At 70.9% G+C, this 17,910-nt stretch carries 19 protein-coding genes; 13 read left to right on the top strand and 6 right to left on the bottom strand.

Going from position 1 to position 17,910, the window contains the following annotated elements; all coding sequences use genetic code 11:
- Positions 1-153 precede the first annotated feature (153 nt).
- A complete protein-coding gene (locus WBN91_RS08245; protein ID WP_337727278.1) occupies positions 154-630 on the top strand; it encodes a hypothetical protein in 477 nt (158 codons plus the stop codon).
- A 48-nt stretch (positions 631-678) separates the two neighbouring features.
- On the opposite strand, the gene WBN91_RS08240 is transcribed toward WBN91_RS08245, so the two are convergent.
- Positions 679-1,236 (bottom strand): TetR family transcriptional regulator, encoded by a 558-nt coding sequence (locus WBN91_RS08240; protein WP_337727279.1) that lies wholly within the window; start codon positions 1,234-1,236, stop codon positions 679-681.
- A 90-nt stretch (positions 1,237-1,326) separates the two neighbouring features.
- On the opposite strand from WBN91_RS08240, the gene WBN91_RS08235 reads away from it, so the two are divergent.
- A complete protein-coding gene (locus WBN91_RS08235) occupies positions 1,327-2,304 on the top strand; it encodes an alpha/beta hydrolase (protein WP_337727280.1) in 978 nt (325 codons plus the stop codon).
- Positions 2,305-2,514: 210 nt separating this feature from the next.
- Here WBN91_RS08235 and WBN91_RS08230 read toward each other — a convergent pair whose 3' ends face one another.
- A complete protein-coding gene (locus WBN91_RS08230; protein ID WP_443217678.1) occupies positions 2,515-3,228 on the bottom strand; it encodes a DNA alkylation repair protein in 714 nt (237 codons plus the stop codon).
- On the opposite strand from WBN91_RS08230, the gene sthA reads away from it, so the two are divergent.
- Positions 3,227-4,639, top strand: a complete 1,413-nt coding sequence (sthA, locus tag WBN91_RS08225; protein ID WP_337727282.1) for a Si-specific NAD(P)(+) transhydrogenase — start codon at positions 3,227-3,229, stop codon at positions 4,637-4,639. The two genes, WBN91_RS08230 and sthA, sit on opposite strands and share 2 nt — an antisense overlap.
- A gap of 65 nt (positions 4,640-4,704) precedes the next feature.
- Here sthA and WBN91_RS08220 read toward each other — a convergent pair whose 3' ends face one another.
- Together WBN91_RS08220 and WBN91_RS08215 are read right to left on the bottom strand one after the other, a co-directional pair.
- Positions 4,705-5,544 carry an alpha/beta fold hydrolase gene (locus WBN91_RS08220; RefSeq protein WP_337727283.1) on the bottom strand — a complete coding sequence of 280 codons (840 nt, stop codon included), beginning with the start codon at positions 5,542-5,544 and terminating at the stop codon, positions 4,705-4,707.
- 14 nt (positions 5,545-5,558) lie between these two features.
- Positions 5,559-6,194 (bottom strand): HAD family hydrolase, encoded by a 636-nt coding sequence (locus WBN91_RS08215; protein WP_337727284.1) that lies wholly within the window; start codon positions 6,192-6,194, stop codon positions 5,559-5,561.
- Between the two features lie 204 nt (positions 6,195-6,398).
- Between WBN91_RS08215 and argC the strand changes: the two genes are divergently transcribed.
- Genes argC through WBN91_RS08170 form a run of 9 tightly spaced genes read left to right on the top strand, consistent with a single transcriptional unit; the run spans position 6,399 to position 14,834 of the window.
- The gene (argC, locus tag WBN91_RS08210) at positions 6,399-7,412 is read left to right on the top strand and encodes an N-acetyl-gamma-glutamyl-phosphate reductase (protein WP_337727285.1); all 1,014 of its coding nucleotides are present in this window, start codon (positions 6,399-6,401) and stop codon (positions 7,410-7,412) included.
- Positions 7,409-8,590, top strand: coding sequence for a bifunctional glutamate N-acetyltransferase/amino-acid acetyltransferase ArgJ (gene argJ / locus WBN91_RS08205; protein ID WP_337727286.1), 1,182 nt, complete (start codon positions 7,409-7,411; stop codon positions 8,588-8,590). Before argC ends, argJ begins: the two co-directional genes overlap by 4 nt.
- Positions 8,587-9,489, top strand: coding sequence for an acetylglutamate kinase (gene argB, locus WBN91_RS08200; RefSeq protein WP_337727287.1), 903 nt, complete (start codon positions 8,587-8,589; stop codon positions 9,487-9,489). Before argJ ends, argB begins: the two co-directional genes overlap by 4 nt.
- Positions 9,490-9,511: 22 nt before the next feature.
- The gene (locus WBN91_RS08195) at positions 9,512-10,657 is read left to right on the top strand and encodes an acetylornithine transaminase (protein WP_337727297.1); all 1,146 of its coding nucleotides are present in this window, start codon (positions 9,512-9,514) and stop codon (positions 10,655-10,657) included.
- The gene (argF, locus tag WBN91_RS08190; RefSeq protein ID WP_337727288.1) at positions 10,657-11,583 is read left to right on the top strand and encodes an ornithine carbamoyltransferase; all 927 of its coding nucleotides are present in this window, start codon (positions 10,657-10,659) and stop codon (positions 11,581-11,583) included. The genes WBN91_RS08195 and argF overlap by 1 nt, the downstream gene beginning before the upstream one ends.
- Complete coding sequence (locus tag WBN91_RS08185) at positions 11,580-12,077, top strand: arginine repressor (RefSeq protein ID WP_337727289.1); 498 nt, start codon at positions 11,580-11,582, stop codon at positions 12,075-12,077. Before argF ends, WBN91_RS08185 begins: the two co-directional genes overlap by 4 nt.
- Complete coding sequence (locus tag WBN91_RS08180; RefSeq protein WP_337727290.1) at positions 12,070-12,828, top strand: argininosuccinate synthase domain-containing protein; 759 nt, start codon at positions 12,070-12,072, stop codon at positions 12,826-12,828. The genes WBN91_RS08185 and WBN91_RS08180 overlap by 8 nt, the downstream gene beginning before the upstream one ends.
- 10 nt (positions 12,829-12,838) lie before the next feature.
- A complete protein-coding gene (gene argH, locus WBN91_RS08175) occupies positions 12,839-14,230 on the top strand; it encodes an argininosuccinate lyase (protein WP_337727291.1) in 1,392 nt (463 codons plus the stop codon).
- Entirely contained in the window at positions 14,214-14,834 is a 621-nt protein-coding gene (locus tag WBN91_RS08170; RefSeq protein WP_337727292.1) for a DNA-3-methyladenine glycosylase, read from the top strand. Before argH ends, WBN91_RS08170 begins: the two co-directional genes overlap by 17 nt.
- A gap of 206 nt (positions 14,835-15,040) precedes the next feature.
- Here WBN91_RS08170 and WBN91_RS08165 read toward each other — a convergent pair whose 3' ends face one another.
- A complete protein-coding gene (locus tag WBN91_RS08165) occupies positions 15,041-15,562 on the bottom strand; it encodes an EF-hand domain-containing protein (RefSeq protein ID WP_337727293.1) in 522 nt (173 codons plus the stop codon).
- Positions 15,563-15,656: 94 nt separating this feature from the next.
- A complete protein-coding gene (locus WBN91_RS08160; RefSeq protein ID WP_337727294.1) occupies positions 15,657-16,091 on the bottom strand; it encodes a hypothetical protein in 435 nt (144 codons plus the stop codon).
- Positions 16,092-16,200: 109 nt separating this feature from the next.
- Between WBN91_RS08160 and tyrS the strand changes: the two genes are divergently transcribed.
- Positions 16,201-17,475 carry a tyrosine--tRNA ligase gene (gene tyrS, locus WBN91_RS08155; protein ID WP_337727295.1) on the top strand — a complete coding sequence of 425 codons (1,275 nt, stop codon included), beginning with the start codon at positions 16,201-16,203 and terminating at the stop codon, positions 17,473-17,475.
- Positions 17,476-17,910: the final 435 nt, after the last annotated feature.

Genomic DNA, 17,910 nt, shown 5'->3' with positions numbered 1-17,910 from the left:
TCCAAGATTGGCTTCGCGGCCCGCTGGGCCGAGGGGCGAAGCGATGAACCGCCGGGCGAGTCTGGTCGCCGGTCCGACGGGGAGCTAGCGGCGAACCCACCGCCTGATGCGCAGTCGTAGTGAGGTTGCCTCATGCGTACTTTGGGACCACGGATGGAAGTCGCCGTCGCCATGACCATCCTGGGCGTCGGTGCCGCCGTGGTCGCCGCGATGCACCTCACCTGGCCCGAACCCGAACTGCCCGCGATGGCGTACGCGGTGAGCAACGGCGAGCCCGGTGTCTCCGACCTCAAGCCGTTCGAGATCAACGACGTGTCCGGCGCACCGGTCGAGCTGAGGCCCGGCGGGGTCGGGTCGCGGCTCGTGCGGCTGTCCAACCCGAACAGCGTCGACATCGTCGTGATGACGCTCCAGGCCGTGCCGGGGCAGCCGTTGGACGCGGCGCACAACCGGGTGCCGGACTGCCCGTCCGGGGTGCTGAGCGTGCGACCGATGGCCGAGCCGGTGTCCATCCCGCCGGCGGGGACGGTCGAGGTGGAGATGGTCGTGCAGATCTCCCCGGACGTGCCCGACGCCTGCCAGGACTCCGTCTTCCCGCTGACCTACTCGGGCCGCGCCACCCGCGGCTGACCTGCTGGTCATCCGCGGCCGAACCTGTGGCTGGAGCGCGTCCCCGGCCTACTCCGCGATGAGCCTGCGCACGGCTTCGGCGACGTGCGCGTAGCGCTCCTCGGCCTCCGGAAGCTCGCCCGGGAACTCCGGGTTGACCTCCGTCCACGTCGCCGCCAGGTGCAGCACCAGTCCGAGCAGCACCGCGGGCGGGAACCGCTTGGACAGCACCCCTTCCGCCTGGGCCTGGGCGATCAGTTCCACCTTGCGGCCGGTCGCCTCGACGGCCAGGGCGTTGACCTCGGACTCGCCCGGCTCCAGCCGGTGCCACACCGCCAGCCGCATGACCTCGGGGTGCACGTCGTACATCCGGGCCAGTTTCGCCGCGTACCCCGGCAGGTCGTGCACGTCGATCGGCGTCGACTCGACCACCCGCCGCACGATCGAGCCGTAGACGGCGTCGAAGAGCTGCGCCTTGCCGCCGAAGTAGTGGTAGATCTGCGCCTTGTTCGAGCTCGCCTGGGCGGCGATCCGGTCCACCCGCGCACCCGCGATGCCGTGCTCGGCGAACTCGGCGAGGGCGGCATCGAGCAGGCGCTGGCGGGTCGCGTCCGCGTCTCTGATCACGCCGGCGAGACTATCTTCTAACCGGTTAGTTGACAAACTCCGATCTTGCCGGCACTCTCCTAACCAACCAGTTGGAAAGGAAGGTGCGTCATGCTCCGCAAGGACCCGTTGATCGCCTGGCGTCCCGCGCTCACCGCGGCGGCGTTCCAGGTCGCGTTCCCCGTCGTGCACCGGCTCCGGTACGCGTCGCCCGAACTCCAGTTCGCCACGAGGAAGGTGGCCAGACCTGCCACGGTCCGCATCCCGACGCGCCACGGCGAGGTCCGAGCCCTGGTGTACGCGCCACCCGATCCGGTCGACCGCCCGCCCGTGCACCTGGTCGCCCACGACGGGGCGTTCATCGCGCGCGTGCCCGAGCAGGAGGACAACGTGGCGCGGTTCCTGGCCTCCGAGGTGGGGGCGTACGTCGTGGTGCCCGACTACTCGACCGCGCCCACAGTCCGGTTCCCGGTCGCGGAGGACGAGCTGTTCGACGTGTACCGGTGGATGCGATCGGCCACATACGGGTGGGACGGCGCCCGCATCTCGGTGGGCGGGGCCGGCACCGGCGGCAAGCTGGCGGTCAACGTGGCGTTGCGCGCGGCCGAGGCCCGAATACGGCTGCCGGTGGCGCTGACGGTCGAGTTCGGCGCCGTCGACCTGAGCCGCCCGGATTCCAGCCGCACGTCGATGCTGGAGAAACCGGTGGTGCGCAGGTCCCTCATGTCCCTGGTCCGCCGCACGTACTTCGCGGGTGTCGACCCGGAGCACCCGCACGCCTCACCGATCCGCCACCCGAACCTGGCGGACCTGCCGCCGACCCTGGTGCTGACCGCCCAGCACGACACGCTGCGAGAGGAGATGAGCGACTTCGCCAAGATCCTGGAAGCCGAGGCCGTACCTGTGACCTACCGCGAGTTCGAGGGTGTCGACCACGGCTTCACCCACAGGAGGCCGGTGGAGGTGGCCCGAGAGGCGATCACCCTGATAGCCGACCACCTGCGCACCGCCTACACGCCGAGCCCCTACCCGCCGACCGAACCCCCGACACCCGCCCTCCGCCGGAACAGCCTGGGGATGCTCGACTGACCACCTCGCACCACTCGAGCACCCAGGCAGGCCGCGCCATGCACCGTCTGGGGCCGACCCCGGCTGCGATAGGCCCCGGCCGCCTTCCGCACCGCGCGGCCCCTCCACACCGCGCGGCAGCCTCCCGCAACCCGCCGCCACCCGTCCAACCCGCAACCCGTCCAACCTGCCATCCGTCGCAGCCCAGTCGCTACGTGGCGCTTGCCGCCGTCACAGGTGCTTCGTGGCTTCCCGTCTAGAGAGAGGAGAGAGGTCCGGGTGCGCGTCCACGAACGCGCGCACCCATCCGGGGTCCACTCGGGCGTACTGGCGCAGCGCCCAGCCGATGCCCTTGCGCAGGAAGAAGTCCGGGTCCGCGATGTTCGCCTCGATCGCGTCCTGGAGCAGGTCGAGGTCGGTCTCGCCCTTCGACCCCAGCTGGCAGATCACCGACACCCGCCGCCGCCAGCGGTCCGGGTCGGTCATCCAGGTGCGCACCACCGGTTCGACGTCGTCGGGGTGCGCGCGCAGCAGGGGGCCGATGCGGCGGGACGCGATCTCGTCCACGTAGTCCCACCACGCGCCGGTCACGACCAGTTCGTCGTACACCGGCAACATGGTCGGGTCCTGCCACTTGGGGTACCGGCCCAGCAGGTCCAGCGCCAGGTACCGCTCCTCGCGGTACGTGGCACCGCGCCACAGCTCCAGCACCGTGTCCACCCACTCGTCACGGGAGGTGAATGGGAACTTGCCGAACAGCGATCGCGCCAGTGCGGCGCGCTCGGGCTTCGGCACACCGAGGAACGGCATCTCGGACTTCATGTACCGCTGCATCTCCGGTGCCTTCGCCGGGTCGGCAGCCGATTTCAGTCCTTCGTGGATTGCCGCGACGAGTCCGCTCACGCGACCACCGTAGAGCGGCTCGATGTGACACGCTTCGGTCATGAGCGAGTTCGACTACGACCTGCTGGTCATCGGCTCTGGCCCCGGAGGGCAGAAGGCGGCCATCGCGGGCGCGAAGCTCGGCAAGCGGGTCGCGATCGTGGACAAGGCGGACATGGTCGGCGGTGTCTGCGCGAACACCGGCACGATCCCGTCGAAGACCATGCGGGAAGCGGTGATGTTCCTGACCGGCATGAGTCAGCGCGAGCTGTACGGCGCGGACTACCGGGTCAAGAAGGACATCACGATCTCGGACCTGCTCGCCCGGACCCAGCACGTCATCGGGCGGGAGGTCCAGGTCGTGCGGGCCCAGCTGCACCGCAACCAGGTCGACCTGCTCACCGGCACGGCCCGGTTCGTCGACCCGCACACCGTCGCGGTGCAGGGCGTGCACCGGGGCGAGCACCACACGGTCTCGGCGGACAAGATCGTGATCGCCACCGGCACCCGCCCGGCCCGGCCGGCGCAGGTCGACTTCGACGAGGAGCGCGTCCTCGACTCGGACGAGGTGCTCGCGCTGGAGGAGATCCCGTCGTCGATGGTCGTGGTCGGGGCCGGGGTGATCGGCATCGAGTACGCCTCGATGTTCGCCGCCCTGGGCAGCCGGGTGACGGTCGTCGAACAGCGGGAGCGCATGCTGGACTTCTGCGACCCGGAGATCGTGGAGTCGCTGAAGTTCCACCTGCGCGACCTGGCGGTCACGTTCCGGTTCGGGGAGAAGGTGGTCAACGTCGCCGTGTCCGAGCAGGGCACCGTGACCACGCTCGCGAGCGGCAAGCGCATCCCGGCGGCGGCCGTCATGTACTCGGCGGGCCGCCAGGGCGCGACCGAGGAGCTGAACCTGGCCGCCGCCGGCCTGGAAGCCGACCAGCGCGGCCGGCTGACGGTGGACGAGCACTACCGCACGCCGGTGGAGCACGTCTACGCGGTGGGCGACGTGATCGGCTTCCCGGCGCTGGCCGCGACGTCGATGGACCAGGGGCGGCTGGCGGCGTACCACGCGTTCGGCGAGACGGTGAACGAGCTGTCCGCGTTGCAGCCGATCGGGATCTACACGATCCCGGAGATCTCGTACTGCGGTGCCACCGAGGCCGAGCTGACGGCGTCGGCGACCCCGTACGAGGTCGGCCTGGCCCGCTACCGGGAGCTGGCCCGCGGCCAGATCGTCGGCGACGCCTACGGGATGCTGAAGCTGCTCGTGTCCACAGTGGACCGCAAGCTGCTCGGCGTGCACCTGTTCGGCACGGGCGCGACCGACCTCGTCCACATCGGACAGGCGGTCATGGCGTGCGGCGGCACGGTGGACTACCTGGTGGACACCGTCTTCAACTACCCGACCCTGTCCGAGGCGTACAAGGTGGCGGCCCTGGACGCGACCAACAAGATCCGAGCCCTCGACCGCTTCGGCATCTGAGACGGGGGCCGACCGGCGGGCGAAGTCGGCTGGCTGGGGGGCGGGCTCAGGCTCGTAGGCGGGGCTCAGGCCGGGAGGCGGTCGAGGAAGGTGGCCAGCAAGGGGGCGATCTCGGTGGCGTGTTCCTCCAGGGCGAAGTGGCCGGTGTCGAAGAGGTGCAGTTCGGCGTCCGGCACGTCGCGGAGGTAGGCCTTCGCCCCGTCCTCGGTGAAGATGCCGTCGCCGCGGCCCCAGACGACCAGGGTCGGTGGCTGCCGGGTGCGCAGCCATTCCTGCCAGCGCGGGTACAGGGCGACGTTCGTGTGGTAGTCCAGCGCGAGGTCGACCTGGATCTCCGTGCGGCCCGGCTGGTCGAGGAAGTGCTGGTCCAGGGTCCAGGCGTCGGGGTCGACCAGGGTCGGGTCGGTGGTGCCGTCCTCGTACTGCGACCTGGTGAAGGCGAGGGTCATCAGGCCGCGCGCCATGTCCCGGTCGCGGTTGGCGACGAAGCCCTGGGCGGCCTCGGACAGGCCCTCGGTGTAGGCGTTGGCGTTCTGCACGACCAGGCCGGTGATCCACTCCGGGTGCCGGGTCGCCAGGCGGAAGCCGACCGGGCCGCCGAAGTCGAACGCGTACAGGGCGAACCGGGTCAGGCCGATCGCCCGCACGAAACCCTCGACCACGTCGGCGAGTCGCTCGAACGTGTGGTGGTCGAGGTCGTCGCTGTGGCCGAAGCCCGGGTAGTCGGGTGCGACGAGGTGGTAGCGGGTCCCGAGCGAGTCCATCAGGCGGCGGAACTGGTGGGAAGCGCTCGGGAAACCGTGCAGCAGCAGGACCGTGGGCGCGTCCGCCGGGCCGGTCTCCCGGTAGAAGACCTGGACGCCGTCGACCTCGACACGGCGGTGGAAGACCTTGGGGAGCAGCATGGTGCCCACGTTATCTAACGGTTGGAGGCGTTAGCAACCATTAGATTGGTGACGAGGTGCAGTCGGGCGTCGTCGACGTCCCGCAGCGGTGGGACGAGGAGGGTCGGGAGGCCGACGTTCACGCCGGCGCCGTCGTGCGTGGCCCGGTCGCCGACCATGAGCGTCTCCTCGGGGGACGTGCCGAGTTCGTCGAGCGCGATCCGGAAGATCGTCGGGTCCGGCTTCACCACGCCGTGCTCGAAGGACAACACGAACGAGTCGACCGGGAGGCCGTCGAAGGCGGGGCGGATGTCGAAGTGGATGTCGCTGAGCACGCCGATGCGGATCCCGTTGTCGTGCAAGGTGTTCAGCGTGGCTGCGGCGTCCACCGCGAACGGGTTGAACGCGGGGTCCGACTCGACTTCGTACAGGGTGTCGGCCAAGTCGTCGTCCAGGCCGGCGTCGGCGAAGGCGTCGTAGTAGGTCTCGCGGTGGAGGGTGGCGTCGGCGTCGACGCCGGGTGCGTCGAGGCGGGAGACGTCGATCGCCGCGATGACGTCGGGTGCGGTGGAGGTGTCGCGGCCGAGGCGGCGCGGTGCCTCGGTGACCCAGCCGCGGAAGGTGGGCGTGAGCACGAGGGTGCCCCGCCAGTCGAAGATCACTGCCCTCATGAGCGCCAAGGTAGCCGCGGGTGCCGGGCCGTCGTGTTGAGCGAGGTGGCGGCGGGAGGCGGTGGCGCGAGCTGTCGTGATGGGCGAGGGTGGTGCGGGGCGTTGCGGTGAGGGGTGTTGCGGTGGGGGTGGGTGACGAAGGTCGCGGGACCCATCGGGAAAGCGTATTTGAGTGACTTTGCACGAGCGTGCATACTTATCCGCATGACGGTACGGATCGCGGTCGCGGGGGCGAGTGGGTACGCCGGGGGTGAGCTGTTGCGGCTCCTGCTCGGGCACCCGGAGGTGGAGATCGGCGCGCTCACGGCCGGTGGCAACGCGGGTACCCCGCTGCTGGCCCACCAACCGCACCTGCTGCCGCTCGGCGACCGCGTGCTCGGCGAGACCACCGTCGAGAACCTCGCCGGCCACGACGTCGTCTTCCTCGCCCTGCCCCACGGCCACTCCGCCGAGATCGCCGCGCAACTGGGCGACGACACCCTGGTCATCGACTGCGGCGCCGACCACCGGCTGACCGACGCCGAGGCCTGGACCCGCTGGTACGGCGGCACCCACGCCGGCTCCTGGCCCTACGGCCTGCCCGAGCTGCCCGGTCAGCGCGACCAGCTGAAGAACGCCAAGCGCGTCGCCGTTCCCGGCTGCTACCCGACCGTGTCCTCGCTGGCCCTCGCCCCCGCGGTCGGGCTGATCGAGCCCGAGGTGACGGTGGTCGCCGTGTCCGGCACGTCCGGCGCGGGCAAGTCGCTCAAGCCGAACCTGCTGGGCTCGGAGGTGATGGGGTCGCTGTCCGCGTACGGTGTCGGCGGCACCCACCGGCACACCCCGGAGATCACCCAGAACCTGTCCAAGGTCGCCGGCCGCGAGATCAAGGTGTCCTTCACGCCGGTCCTCGCGCCGCTGCCCCGGGGCATCCTGGCGACCTGCACCGCGACGCTGACCAGCGACGACGACGTGCGCTCGGTCTACGAGAAGGCCTACGCCGACGAGCCGTTCGTGCACCTGCTGCCGGAAGGCCACTGGCCGACCACGGGCGCGGTGCTCGGCTCGAACGCCGTTCAGCTCCAGGTCACCGTCGACCGCGACCTGAACCGACTGGTCGTGGTCGCCGCCGTCGACAACCTGGCGAAGGGCACCGCGGGCGCCGCGGTGCAGTGCATGAACCTGGCACTCGGCCTGCCGGAGACCACCGGCCTGTCCACCGTGGGAGTGGCACCGTGAACAACCCCGTCCGTGACAAGGGCGTCACCGGCCCCAAGGGCTTCAAGGCCGCGGGAGTCGCCGCGGGCATCAAGGAGTCCGGCGCGCTGGACCTGGCGCTGGTGGTCAACGAGGGTCCCGGCCAGGCCGCGGCGGGCGTGTTCACGACCAACCAGGTCAAGGCCGCCCCCGTGCTGTGGTCGCAGCAGGTGCTCAAGGAGCGCAAGCTCAACGCCGTCGTGCTCAACTCCGGCGGCGCGAACGCGTGCACCGGTCCCGAGGGCTTCCAGGACACCCACGCCACCGCCGAGAAGGTGGCCGAGGTGCTGGGCGTCGGCGCGATCGAGGTCGCCGTCTGCTCCACGGGCCTGATCGGCGAGCGCCTGCCGATGGACAACCTCAAGGCCGGCATCGAGGTCGCCGCCAAGGAGCTGGACACCACCACCGAGGCGGGCCTGAACGCCGCCACGGCCGTGATGACCACCGACACCCGGCCCAAGCAGTCCTTCGCCGCCCACCCGGACGGCTGGTCGGTCGGCGGCTTCGTCAAAGGCGCCGGGATGCTCGCCCCGAACATGGCCACCATGCTCAGCGTCATCACCACCGACGCGGTGATCGACGGCGAGGCCCTCGACGCGGCCCTCCGCGCCACCACCGCCCGGACCTACGACCGGCTCGACGTCGACGGCGGCACGTCCACCAACGACACCGTCCTGGTCCTGGCCTCCGGCGCGTCCGGCGTCACACCCAGCGCCGAGGACTTCCAGGCCCTGCTCACGGTGGTCGCGGGCGACCTGGTCAAGCAGCTCCAGGGCGACGCCGAGGGCGTCACCAAGGAGATCGCGATCACCGTCAACGGCGCGGTCTCCGAGGCCGAGGCGGTCGAGATCGCGAAGACGGTCGCCGAGGACAACCTGGTCAAGACCGCCCTGTTCGGCTCCGACCCGAACTGGGGCCGCATCGCGATGGCCGTCGGCCGCTCCCGCGCCACCGTCGACCAGCACAAACTGGGCATCACGATCAACGGCGTCACCCTGTTCACCGACGGCCACAAGGCCGCCGACCGCAGCGAGGCCGACCTGTCCGGCCGGGACGTCGAGATCGTGGTGGACCTGAACCTGGGCGACGGCACCGCGACCGTCCTGACCACGGACCTGTCCCACGCCTACGTCGAAGAGAACAGCGCCTACAGCTCATGAACGCGCGCGAGAAGGCCGAGGTCCTGATCGAGGCGCTGCCCTGGTTGCAGCGCTTCCGGGGCGCGATCGTGGTCGTCAAGTACGGCGGCAACGCGATGGTGGACGACGAGCTGAAGCGCGCGTTCGCCCAGGACATGGTGTTCCTCAAGCTCGCCGGCCTGCACCCGGTCGTGGTGCACGGCGGTGGTCCGCAGATCGCGGCCATGCTCAAGCGGCTGGGCATCGAGAGCGAGTTCCGCGGCGGCCTGCGCGTGACCACGCCCGAGGCGATGGACGTCGTGCGCATGGTCCTGGTCGGGCAGGTGCAGCGCGAGCTGGTCGGCCTGATCAACGAGCACGGCCCGTACGCGGTGGGCCTGTCCGGCGAGGACGCCCACCTGCTCACCGCCGCCCGCCGCCCCGCGATCATCGACGGCGAGCCGGTGGACATCGGACTGGTCGGCGACATCGTGGACGTCAACCCGGACGCGGTGCTGGACATCGTGAACGCCGGCCGCATCCCGGTCGTCTCCACGGTCGCCCCGGACGCGGACGGCGTGGTGCACAACGTCAACGCCGACACCGCCGCCGGCGCGGTCGCCGTGGCGCTCAAGGCCGAGAAGCTCGTGGTCCTCACCGACGTGGAGGGCCTCTACGCGGACTGGCCGGACAAGAACTCGCTGCTGCACCAGATCCGCTCGTCCGAGCTGGAGAAACTCCTTCCGGACCTGGACAGCGGCATGGTGCCCAAGATGGAGGCCTGCCTGCGCGCGGTGCGCGGTGGCGTGCCCGAGGCGCACGTCATCGACGGACGGTTGGCGCACTCGGTGTTGTTGGAGGTCTTCACGTCCGAGGGTGTCGGCACGATGGTGACCGCCGACGGAGTCGGCAATTCGACAGGGGTGGACGAGAGTGACTGACCAGCAGCGGTGGCAAGCCGCGATGATGAACAACTACGGCACGCCTGGTCTCACCCTCGAACGAGGCGAAGGCGCCTACGTCTGGGACACCGACGGCAACCGCTACCTGGACCTGCTGTCCGGCATCGCGGTCAACGCCCTGGGCCACGCGCACCCGGCGATCATCGCCGCCGTGACCGAGCAGATCGGCAAGCTCGGCCACAGCTCGAACCTCTACATCAACGAGCCCGCGCTCAAGCTCGCCGAACGCCTGCTGGACCTGACCGGCCAGGACGGCGACGGCCGCGTGCTGTTCGTCAACTCCGGCGCCGAGGCCAACGAGGCCGCGTTCAAGCTGTCCCGCCGCACCGGCCGCACCAAGGTCGTCGCCACCGAGGGCGGGTTCCACGGCCGCACGATGGGCGCGCTCGCCCTGACCGGCCAACCCGCCAAGCGCGGCCCGTTCGAACCGCTGGTCCCGGGCGTCGTGCACATCCCGTTCGGCGACGTGGCCGCGTTGGAAGCCGCGATCGACGACGAGACCGCCGCGTTCGTCCTGGAGCCGATCCAGGGCGAGCAGGGCGTGGTGGTGCCGCCGGAGGGCTACCTCCAGGCCGCCCGCGCCATCACCGCCCGGCACGGCGCGCTGCTGGTGCTGGACGAGGTGCAGACCGGCATCGGCCGCGTCGGCTCCTGGTTCGCCTTCCAGCGGTTCGGCATCGTCCCGGACGTCATGACCCTGGCCAAGGGCCTGGGCGGTGGCCTGCCGCTGGGCGCGTGCATCGCCTTCGGCGCGGCCAAGGACCTGTTCCAGCCCGGCCACCACGGCACCACGTTCGGCGGCAACCCGGTGTGCTGCGCGGCAGCCCTGGCCGTCCTGGACACCATCGCCGCCGAAGGCCTGCTGGAGCACTCCGCCGCCGTCGGCAAGGAGATCGCCGCCGGCGTGGAGGCCCTGGGCCACCCGCTCATCTCCGGTGTGCGGGGAGCCGGCCTGCTGCTCGGGATCACGCTGCGCGAGGCGGTCTCGGCGAAGATCGCGGCTGCCGCGCAGCAGGCCGGCTATCTGATCAACCCCATCCAGCCCGACGTGATCCGCCTCGCGCCGCCGCTGGTGCTCGACGAGTCCGACGCGCACCGCCTGGTGGCCGACCTCCCGTCCTTCCTGCCGCCGAGCGAGGAGTCCTGATGGTCCGGCACTTCCTGCGTGACGACGACCTGAGCCCCGCCGAGCAGACCGAGGTCCTCGACCTGGCCGACACCTACAAGGCCGACCGGCTGGGCGCGAAGCCGCTGGCCGGGCCGAAGTCGGTCGCGGTGATCTTCGAGAAGAACTCGACCCGCACCCGGCTGTCCTTCGAGGTCGGCATCGCCCAGCTGGGCGGCAACCCGGTCATCATCGACGGCCGCTCGATGCAGCTGGGCCGCGAGGAGACCATCGAGGACACCTCCCGCATCCTGTCCGGCTACGTGGACGCGGTGGTGTGGCGGACGTTCGCGCAGAAGCGCATCGAGGCGATGGCGTCGGTGTCGCGCATCCCGGTGATCAACGCGCTGACCGACGAGTTCCACCCGTGCCAGGTGCTGGCGGACCTCCAGACCATCCGGCGCGTGCACGGCAAGCTCGCCGGCCTCACCGTCACCTACCTCGGCGACGGCGCCAACAACATGTCCAACTCGATCATGCTCGGCGGCGCCACCGCCGGGATGCACGTCCGGGTCGCCGCGCCGGCCGGGTTCCAGCCCGAGCAGTGGGCGTTGGACGACGCCCGCAAGCGCGCCGCCGAGACCGGCGGGTCCGTCGAGGTGGTCATCGACCCGCGCAAGGCCGTCGAGGGCGCGGACGTGCTGGTCACCGACACGTGGACGTCGATGGGCCAGGAGAACGACGGCCGCGACCGCGTCGGCCCGTTCCGCCCGTACCAGGTCAACGCGGCGCTGGTCGCGTCCACCGGCGTGAAGACGACCGTGCTGCACTGCCTGCCCGCGCACCGCGGCTGGGAGATCACCGACGAGGTGCTCGACGGCCCGGACAGCGCGATCTGGGACGAGGCGGAGAACCGCCTGCACGCCCAGAAGGCCCTGCTGGTGTGGCTGCTGGAGAACAGCTCGTGACCCGAACCGCGCGGCAGGCCCGCATAGTCGAGCTGGTCAGCCAGCGAGCCATCCGCAGCCAGTCGGAGCTCGCCAAGACCCTCGCGATGGAAGGCATCGACGTCACCCAGGCCACGCTGTCCCGCGACCTGGACGAGCTGGGAGCGGTCAAGCTGCGCGGCCCCGACGGCGGCGCGCCGGTGTACGTCATCCCCGAGGACGGCAGCCCGGTGCGCGGCGTCCAGGGCGGCACGTCCCGCCTGGTCCGGGTGCTCAACGAGCTGCTGGTCTCCGCCGACTCGTCGGCCAACCTGGCCGTCCTGCGCACCCCGCCGGGCGCGGCGCAGTTCCTGGCCAGCGCCCTGGACCGGGCGGCGCTGCACGAGATCGTCGGCACCATCGCGGGCGACGACACGATCATCATCGTCGCCCGCGAGCCGCTGACCGGCGCGGACCTCGCGGCCCGCATCCTCGCGCTGGCCGCGGGCGACGACCAGGGACCCAACGGTGCCTGAACGGGTCGTCGTGGTCGGCAGGGAGACGTTCGAGACCTTCGCCGTCGCCTTGTCCGCCGCCGAGGTGGTGGTGGTCGACGTCGACGGGGTGCTGGTGGACGCGGCGGACGAGTTCGCCGACTCCTACTGCCTTCCCGCCCTGCTGGCCAACGCCGCCGAAGCGAGTGCTTCCGCACTGGCCGACCCGTTGGTGGCCAAGCACGTGGTCGCCACCGCGCGCGAGCACGGCGCGACCACCATCGCGCACAGCGGCGGCGAACGGCTCGACACCTGCCTGCACGCCCTGGCCCCCGACCTGCGGGTGATCGTGCTGGACCACGCGCCCGCCGCGTCCCGGACCGTGTGGTCGGGCAGCGCCGTCCCGCACGGCGACGACCCCCAGGAACTCCTGGTCACCTTCGACCGGGGTGTGCCGGTCGCGCTCGACGGCGAGACGGTGACCGCCGGGCAGGCGCTGCGCGAGGTCAACCTGCGCACCGGCGGCCACGGCGCGGCCACGTTGATCACCGCGCACCGCGAGCTGGAGGAGATCACCCTGGAGCGCGACCTGGTGCGCTTCAAGCGGCGGGTGGAGCGGCGCTGGGGTGAACTGGTGCACGACGGGCTGTGGTACTCGCCCCTCAAGGACGCGCTGGACACCTTCATCGAGCACACCCAGGGGGACGTGTCCGGCGAGATCCGGCTCGTGCTGCACGGCGGCCGAGCCACGACCAAAGGCATTCGCGCAGCCGTGACGGCTGGGAAACGGTGAAGAGGTAGACGTGAGTTCTCTGTGGGGTGGCCGGTTCGCGAGCGGACCGGCGGACGCGATGGCGTTGCTGTCGGCGTCCACGCACTTCGACTGGCGGCTGGCGCCCTATGACATCAAGGGCTCCCGCGCGCACGCCCGCGTGCTGCACCGCGCGGGCCTGCTGACCGAGGACGAGCGCGACCGGATGATCGCGGCGCTGGACGCGCTGGAAGCCGACGTGGCCTCCGGGGCGTTCACCCCGACCCTGGCCGACGAGGACGTGCACACCGCCCTGGAACGCGGCCTCATCGAGCGCGCCGGCCCCGAGCTGGGCGGCAAGCTGCGCGCCGGCCGGTCCCGCAACGACCAGGTCGCGACCCTGTTCCGGATGTGGCTGCGCGACGCCGCGCACCGCGTGTCCGAGGGCGTGCTGGACGTCGTGGACGCCCTGGCCGGTCAGGCCGAGGCCCACCCGACGGCGGTCATGCCCGGCCGCACGCACCTCCAGTCCGCGCAGCCCGTGCTGCTCGCCCACCACCTCCTGGCCCACGGCCAGGCCCTGCTGCGCGACATCGACCGGCTGCGCGACTGGGACAAGCGCGCCGCCGTCTCCCCGTACGGGTCGGGCGCGCTGGCGGGTTCCTCGCTGGGCCTGGACCCGGCGGCGGTCGCCGAGGACCTCGGCTTCGACGCGCCGGCGGAGAACTCCATCGACGGCACCGCGTCCCGCGACTTCGCCGCCGAGATCGCGTTCGTGCTGGCCATGATCGGCGTGAACCTGTCCCGGATCGCCGAAGAGGTCATCATCTGGACCACGGCGGAGTTCCACTTCGCCGTCCTCGACGACGCGTGGGCCACCGGCAGCTCGATCATGCCGCAGAAGAAGAACCCCGACGTCGCCGAGCTGACCCGGGGCAAGTCCGGCCGCCTGATCGGCAACCTGACCGGCCTGCTGGCGACCCTCAAGGCCCAGCCGCTGGCCTACAACCGCGATCTCCAGGAGGACAAGGAGCCCCTGTTCGACTCCGTCGAGCAGCTGGAACTCCTGCTTCCCGCGCTGGCCGGGATGATCGCCACCATGCGCTTCGACACCGCCCGCATGGCCGAGGTCGCGCCCGCCGGGTTCACCCTGGCCACCGACATCGCCGAGTGGCTCGTGCGGCAGGGCGTCCCGTTCCGCGTGGCGCACGAGGCCGCGGGGGAGTGCGTGCGCGCTGCCGAGGCCCGGGGTGTGGGCCTGGAGGACCTCACCGACGACGAGTTCGCGGGGATCTCGCCCCACCTCACGCCCGAGGTGCGTAGCGTGTTGACCGTGGAAGGTTCGATCGCGTCGCGCGACGCCCACGGCGGCACCGCGCCCGACCGGGTGGCGGAACAGCTCAAGCGGTTGCGGGACAAGGCACGCCTTGCTCGACGCGCCTAGGCAGCTCACCGAGCAGGAGCTGGCAGTCGACCCCGTCGACGCGTCCCGGCTCCTGCTCGGGTCCATCATCGAGAGCACGACCCCCGAGGGTGTCGTCGGCGTGCGCATCGTGGAGGTGGAGGCGTACCGGGGCGGCGACGACCCGGCGTCCCACTGCTACCGGGGCCGCACACCGCGCAACGAGGTCATGTTCGGCCCGGCGGGCCGGCTGTACGTGTACTTCGTCTACGGCATGCACTTCTGCGCCAACGTGGTCTCCCTGACCGACGGCGTGCCCGGCGCCGTCCTGCTGCGCGCCGGCGAGGTCGTCTACGGCGAGGACCTGGCCCAGATGCGCCGCCCGTCCGCCCGCAGCCACGCCGAACTGGCCAAGGGGCCGGCGCGGTTGACCGGCGTCCTGGGCCTGGACCGCGCGCACAACGGCATCGACCTGACCGAGCCGGACGCGTCGGTGCGACTCCTGGCGGGCGACCCGGCCACCGACATCCGCACCGGCCCGCGGGTCGGCGTGGCGGTCGCGGTGGACGTGCCGTGGCGCTTCTGGATCGACTCCCCGGCGGTCAGCACGTACCGCCGAGGCACCCGTCGCACGCGGGTGAGCTGACTCCGGGCGCTTCAGAGGTGCCCGGCGTCGTGCCGCAGCCGTGACTCCGCCACGTACCCCCGGTGCTCCTCCGCCCACCGCATCAACGCGTTGACCTGCTCCGAAGCGTCACCCCCTACGGGACGGCGACCGACAGCACCCGCGCGGTCGCCGACTTCATCCGTGGTGCGGTCGGCAAGTTGGGCGTCACCATCGGGTGACCCGGGTCAGACGGTCCCGAACACGTGCGTGCCCGGCGCGTCGGGGTCGTCGCCCGCCCAGAACTCCACCCAGTGCGACACGAACTCGCTCTTGGACAGGGTCCCGTCACCGTCGAGGTCCAGCCGGGCGAACGCCTCCTCCGTCGGCGTCTCCGACCCGGTCCACGCCCGGATCATCCACGAGTACTCCTCGGCGGAGATGCTGCCGTCGCCGTCCTCGTCCACCGCCTCGAACATGGACTCCGCCGTCGCCACCACCAGGTCCAACATGGTGCCGAGGTCGTCCACCACACCCAGCAGCTCGTCGAAGGTCACCTTGTCGTCGCGGTCCTGGTCCGACGCCGACAGCAGCGTCTCCCACCAGCCCATCATCAGCTCGCGCAACCGCGCCTCGCCGCTGTCCCCGCGGATCGCCACCCACCGGTCGGTGAGCGCCTCGAAGTCCGCCCGCTCCAGGAAACCGTCGTCGTCGGCGTCCATCGCCGTGAAGACGATGGAGCTCTTCCGCTTCTGCAAGTCGCTGGCCACCCAGCAAACCTGGCGGCCGGGCGGCCCGACGACAATTGACCAGCGGGGCGATTTTTCCTCACCCGGGTGAGCCCGCCGGTGACCGACCGTAGTGCTACCGGACGGTCCGGCGGTACCAGGCCCGGCGCTCGTCCGCCGGCAGCGCCACCCGCGTGATCAGGTTCGTCAGCAGCGCGCCGATCACCAGCCACAGGATCGCGGCGAGACCGTCGTTGAGCAGCGTCCGCAGCGCGTCGTTGGCGGGCGTGAACAGGTTGCGCAGCCCCAGCGACACACCGGCCGACCACGACTCGATGACCTGCGCGAACCCGTTGGCCGGGTTGGCGCCCGCGATCACCAGGAAGATGTGCACGGCCAGCACGATGGCGAACACCCAGCAGACCACGTCGATCACCGCGCACACCGCGCGGACGGTCCGCACCCGGCTGTCACCGCGCTCGACGACCTCTTCGTGCACGGGACGGCCGACCGGGCGCATCGCCTCGGTGGGGCGGTCGACGGAACGGGGATCGCGATCGGGGTAGGTCATCGGCCGAGTCCTCTCGAACTAGGTGTGCCCCCCGGCTCCTCAGGCACCCGCATACCCCGACGGGCACCTGCGCAAACCGCTTTGCCCTGGTAGGGGAGAATGGTCAGCCGTGAGTGAGCACATCCTCGACGAGCTGACCTGGCGCGGCCTGATCGCGCAGTCCACCGACCTCGACGCGCTGCGCGAGGATCTCGACTCGGGCCCGCTCACCCTCTATGGCGGCTTCGACCCGACCGCGCCCAGCCTGCACGCCGGCAACCTCGTCCCGCTGCTGATGCTGCGCCGCTTCCAGCGCGCCGGGCACCGGCCGATCGTCCTCGCGGGCGGGGCCACCGGCATGATCGGCGACCCGCGCGACACCGCCGAGCGCAGCCTCAACACGCTCGACACCGTCGCCGACTGGGCGCAGCGCATCCGCGGCCAGCTGGAGCGGTTCGTGGAGTTCGACGACTCGCCGACCGGCGCGATCGTGGTGAACAACCTCGACTGGACCGGCGGGGTGTCGGTGCTGGAGTTCCTGCGGGACGTCGGCAAGCACTTCTCGATCAACGTCATGCTCGCGCGCGAGACGGTCAAGCGGCGCCTCGACGGCGACGGCATGTCCTACACCGAGTTCAGCTACCTGCTCTTGCAGTCGCACGACTACCTCCAGCTCAACCGGAAGTACGACACCAGGCTCCAGGTGGGCGGCTCCGACCAGTGGGGCAACATCATCGGCGGCGTGGACCTGGTCCGGAAGGTCGACGGCAAGTCCGTGCACGCCCTGACCGCGCCCCTGGTCACCGACGCCGAGGGCCGCAAGTTCGGCAAGTCCACCGGCGGCGGCAACCTGTGGCTCGACCCGACCATGACGTCGCCGTACGCCTGGTACCAGTACTTCGTGAACGTCGGCGACGCCGACGTGCTGCGGTACCTGCGGATGTTCACCTTCCTGTCCCGCGAGGAGATCGCGGAGCTGGAGGAGCAGACCGCGTCCGCGCCGCACCTGCGGGCCGCGCAGAAGCGGTTGGCCCAGGAGTTCACCGACCTCGTGCACGGCGAGCACCAGACCAAGCAGGTGATCGCGGCGAGCCAGGCCCTGTTCGGGCGGGGCGAGCTGCGCGAGCTGGACCTGTCGACGCTGGAGGCCGCGATGGCCGAGGCGCCGACCGGCGAGGTGCGCCTGGCCGACGCCCCGACGATCGTCGACCTCCTGGTCAGCTCCGGGCTCGCGGACAGCAAGGGCGCGGCGCGGCGGACGGTGAAGGAGGGCGGCGCGTACGTGAACAACGCGAAGGTCTCCGACGAGGAGTGGGTGCCGACCAGCGAAGACCTGCTGCACGGGTCGTGGCTGGTGGTGCGCCGGGGCAAGCGGAACACGGCCGGCGTGCGCGTTCTGGTGTGATCGCGGTCACACTGTTGCGCGCAGAGCCGGTCGGATAGCGTGGTGTCGAGTGCTGCACGGGCTGCTGACCTGCGGTTTCAGTCCGTGTGGCCACGCTGCGCCCCCGATTTGACCTCCGCTTCGGGTGCGTGTAACTTTCTCTCTGCCAGCGCGGAACGGGCCGGAACGAAAGAGCCGGAACGGAGCGCGGCGGGGGTCACGAACCAAGCTCCCACCACGTGTGGTAGAGTGGGTGACCGCGAAACAGGAAGACCCAGTCCGGACTCGATCGAGTCGTGTGGCCAAGGGCGTCTGGTTTCACAACAAGCTTACTGAATGCACAAGCCTCCGATCGAGCCGTGCGAGCGGCGAGTGACGATGAGCGCGTGTTCTTTGAGAACTCAACAGCGTGCCGAATAGCCAGTAAATTTATGAACCTCGTCAAGAGGTTTCCTT

It is taken from the genome of Saccharothrix sp. CCNWYY140, from assembly GCF_037401995.1.
Classification (GTDB): Bacteria; Actinomycetota; Actinomycetes; order Mycobacteriales; family Pseudonocardiaceae; genus Actinosynnema.
Note: the sequence above shows the minus strand (reverse complement) of the source record. Positions and strands in the feature narration are given on the sequence as shown.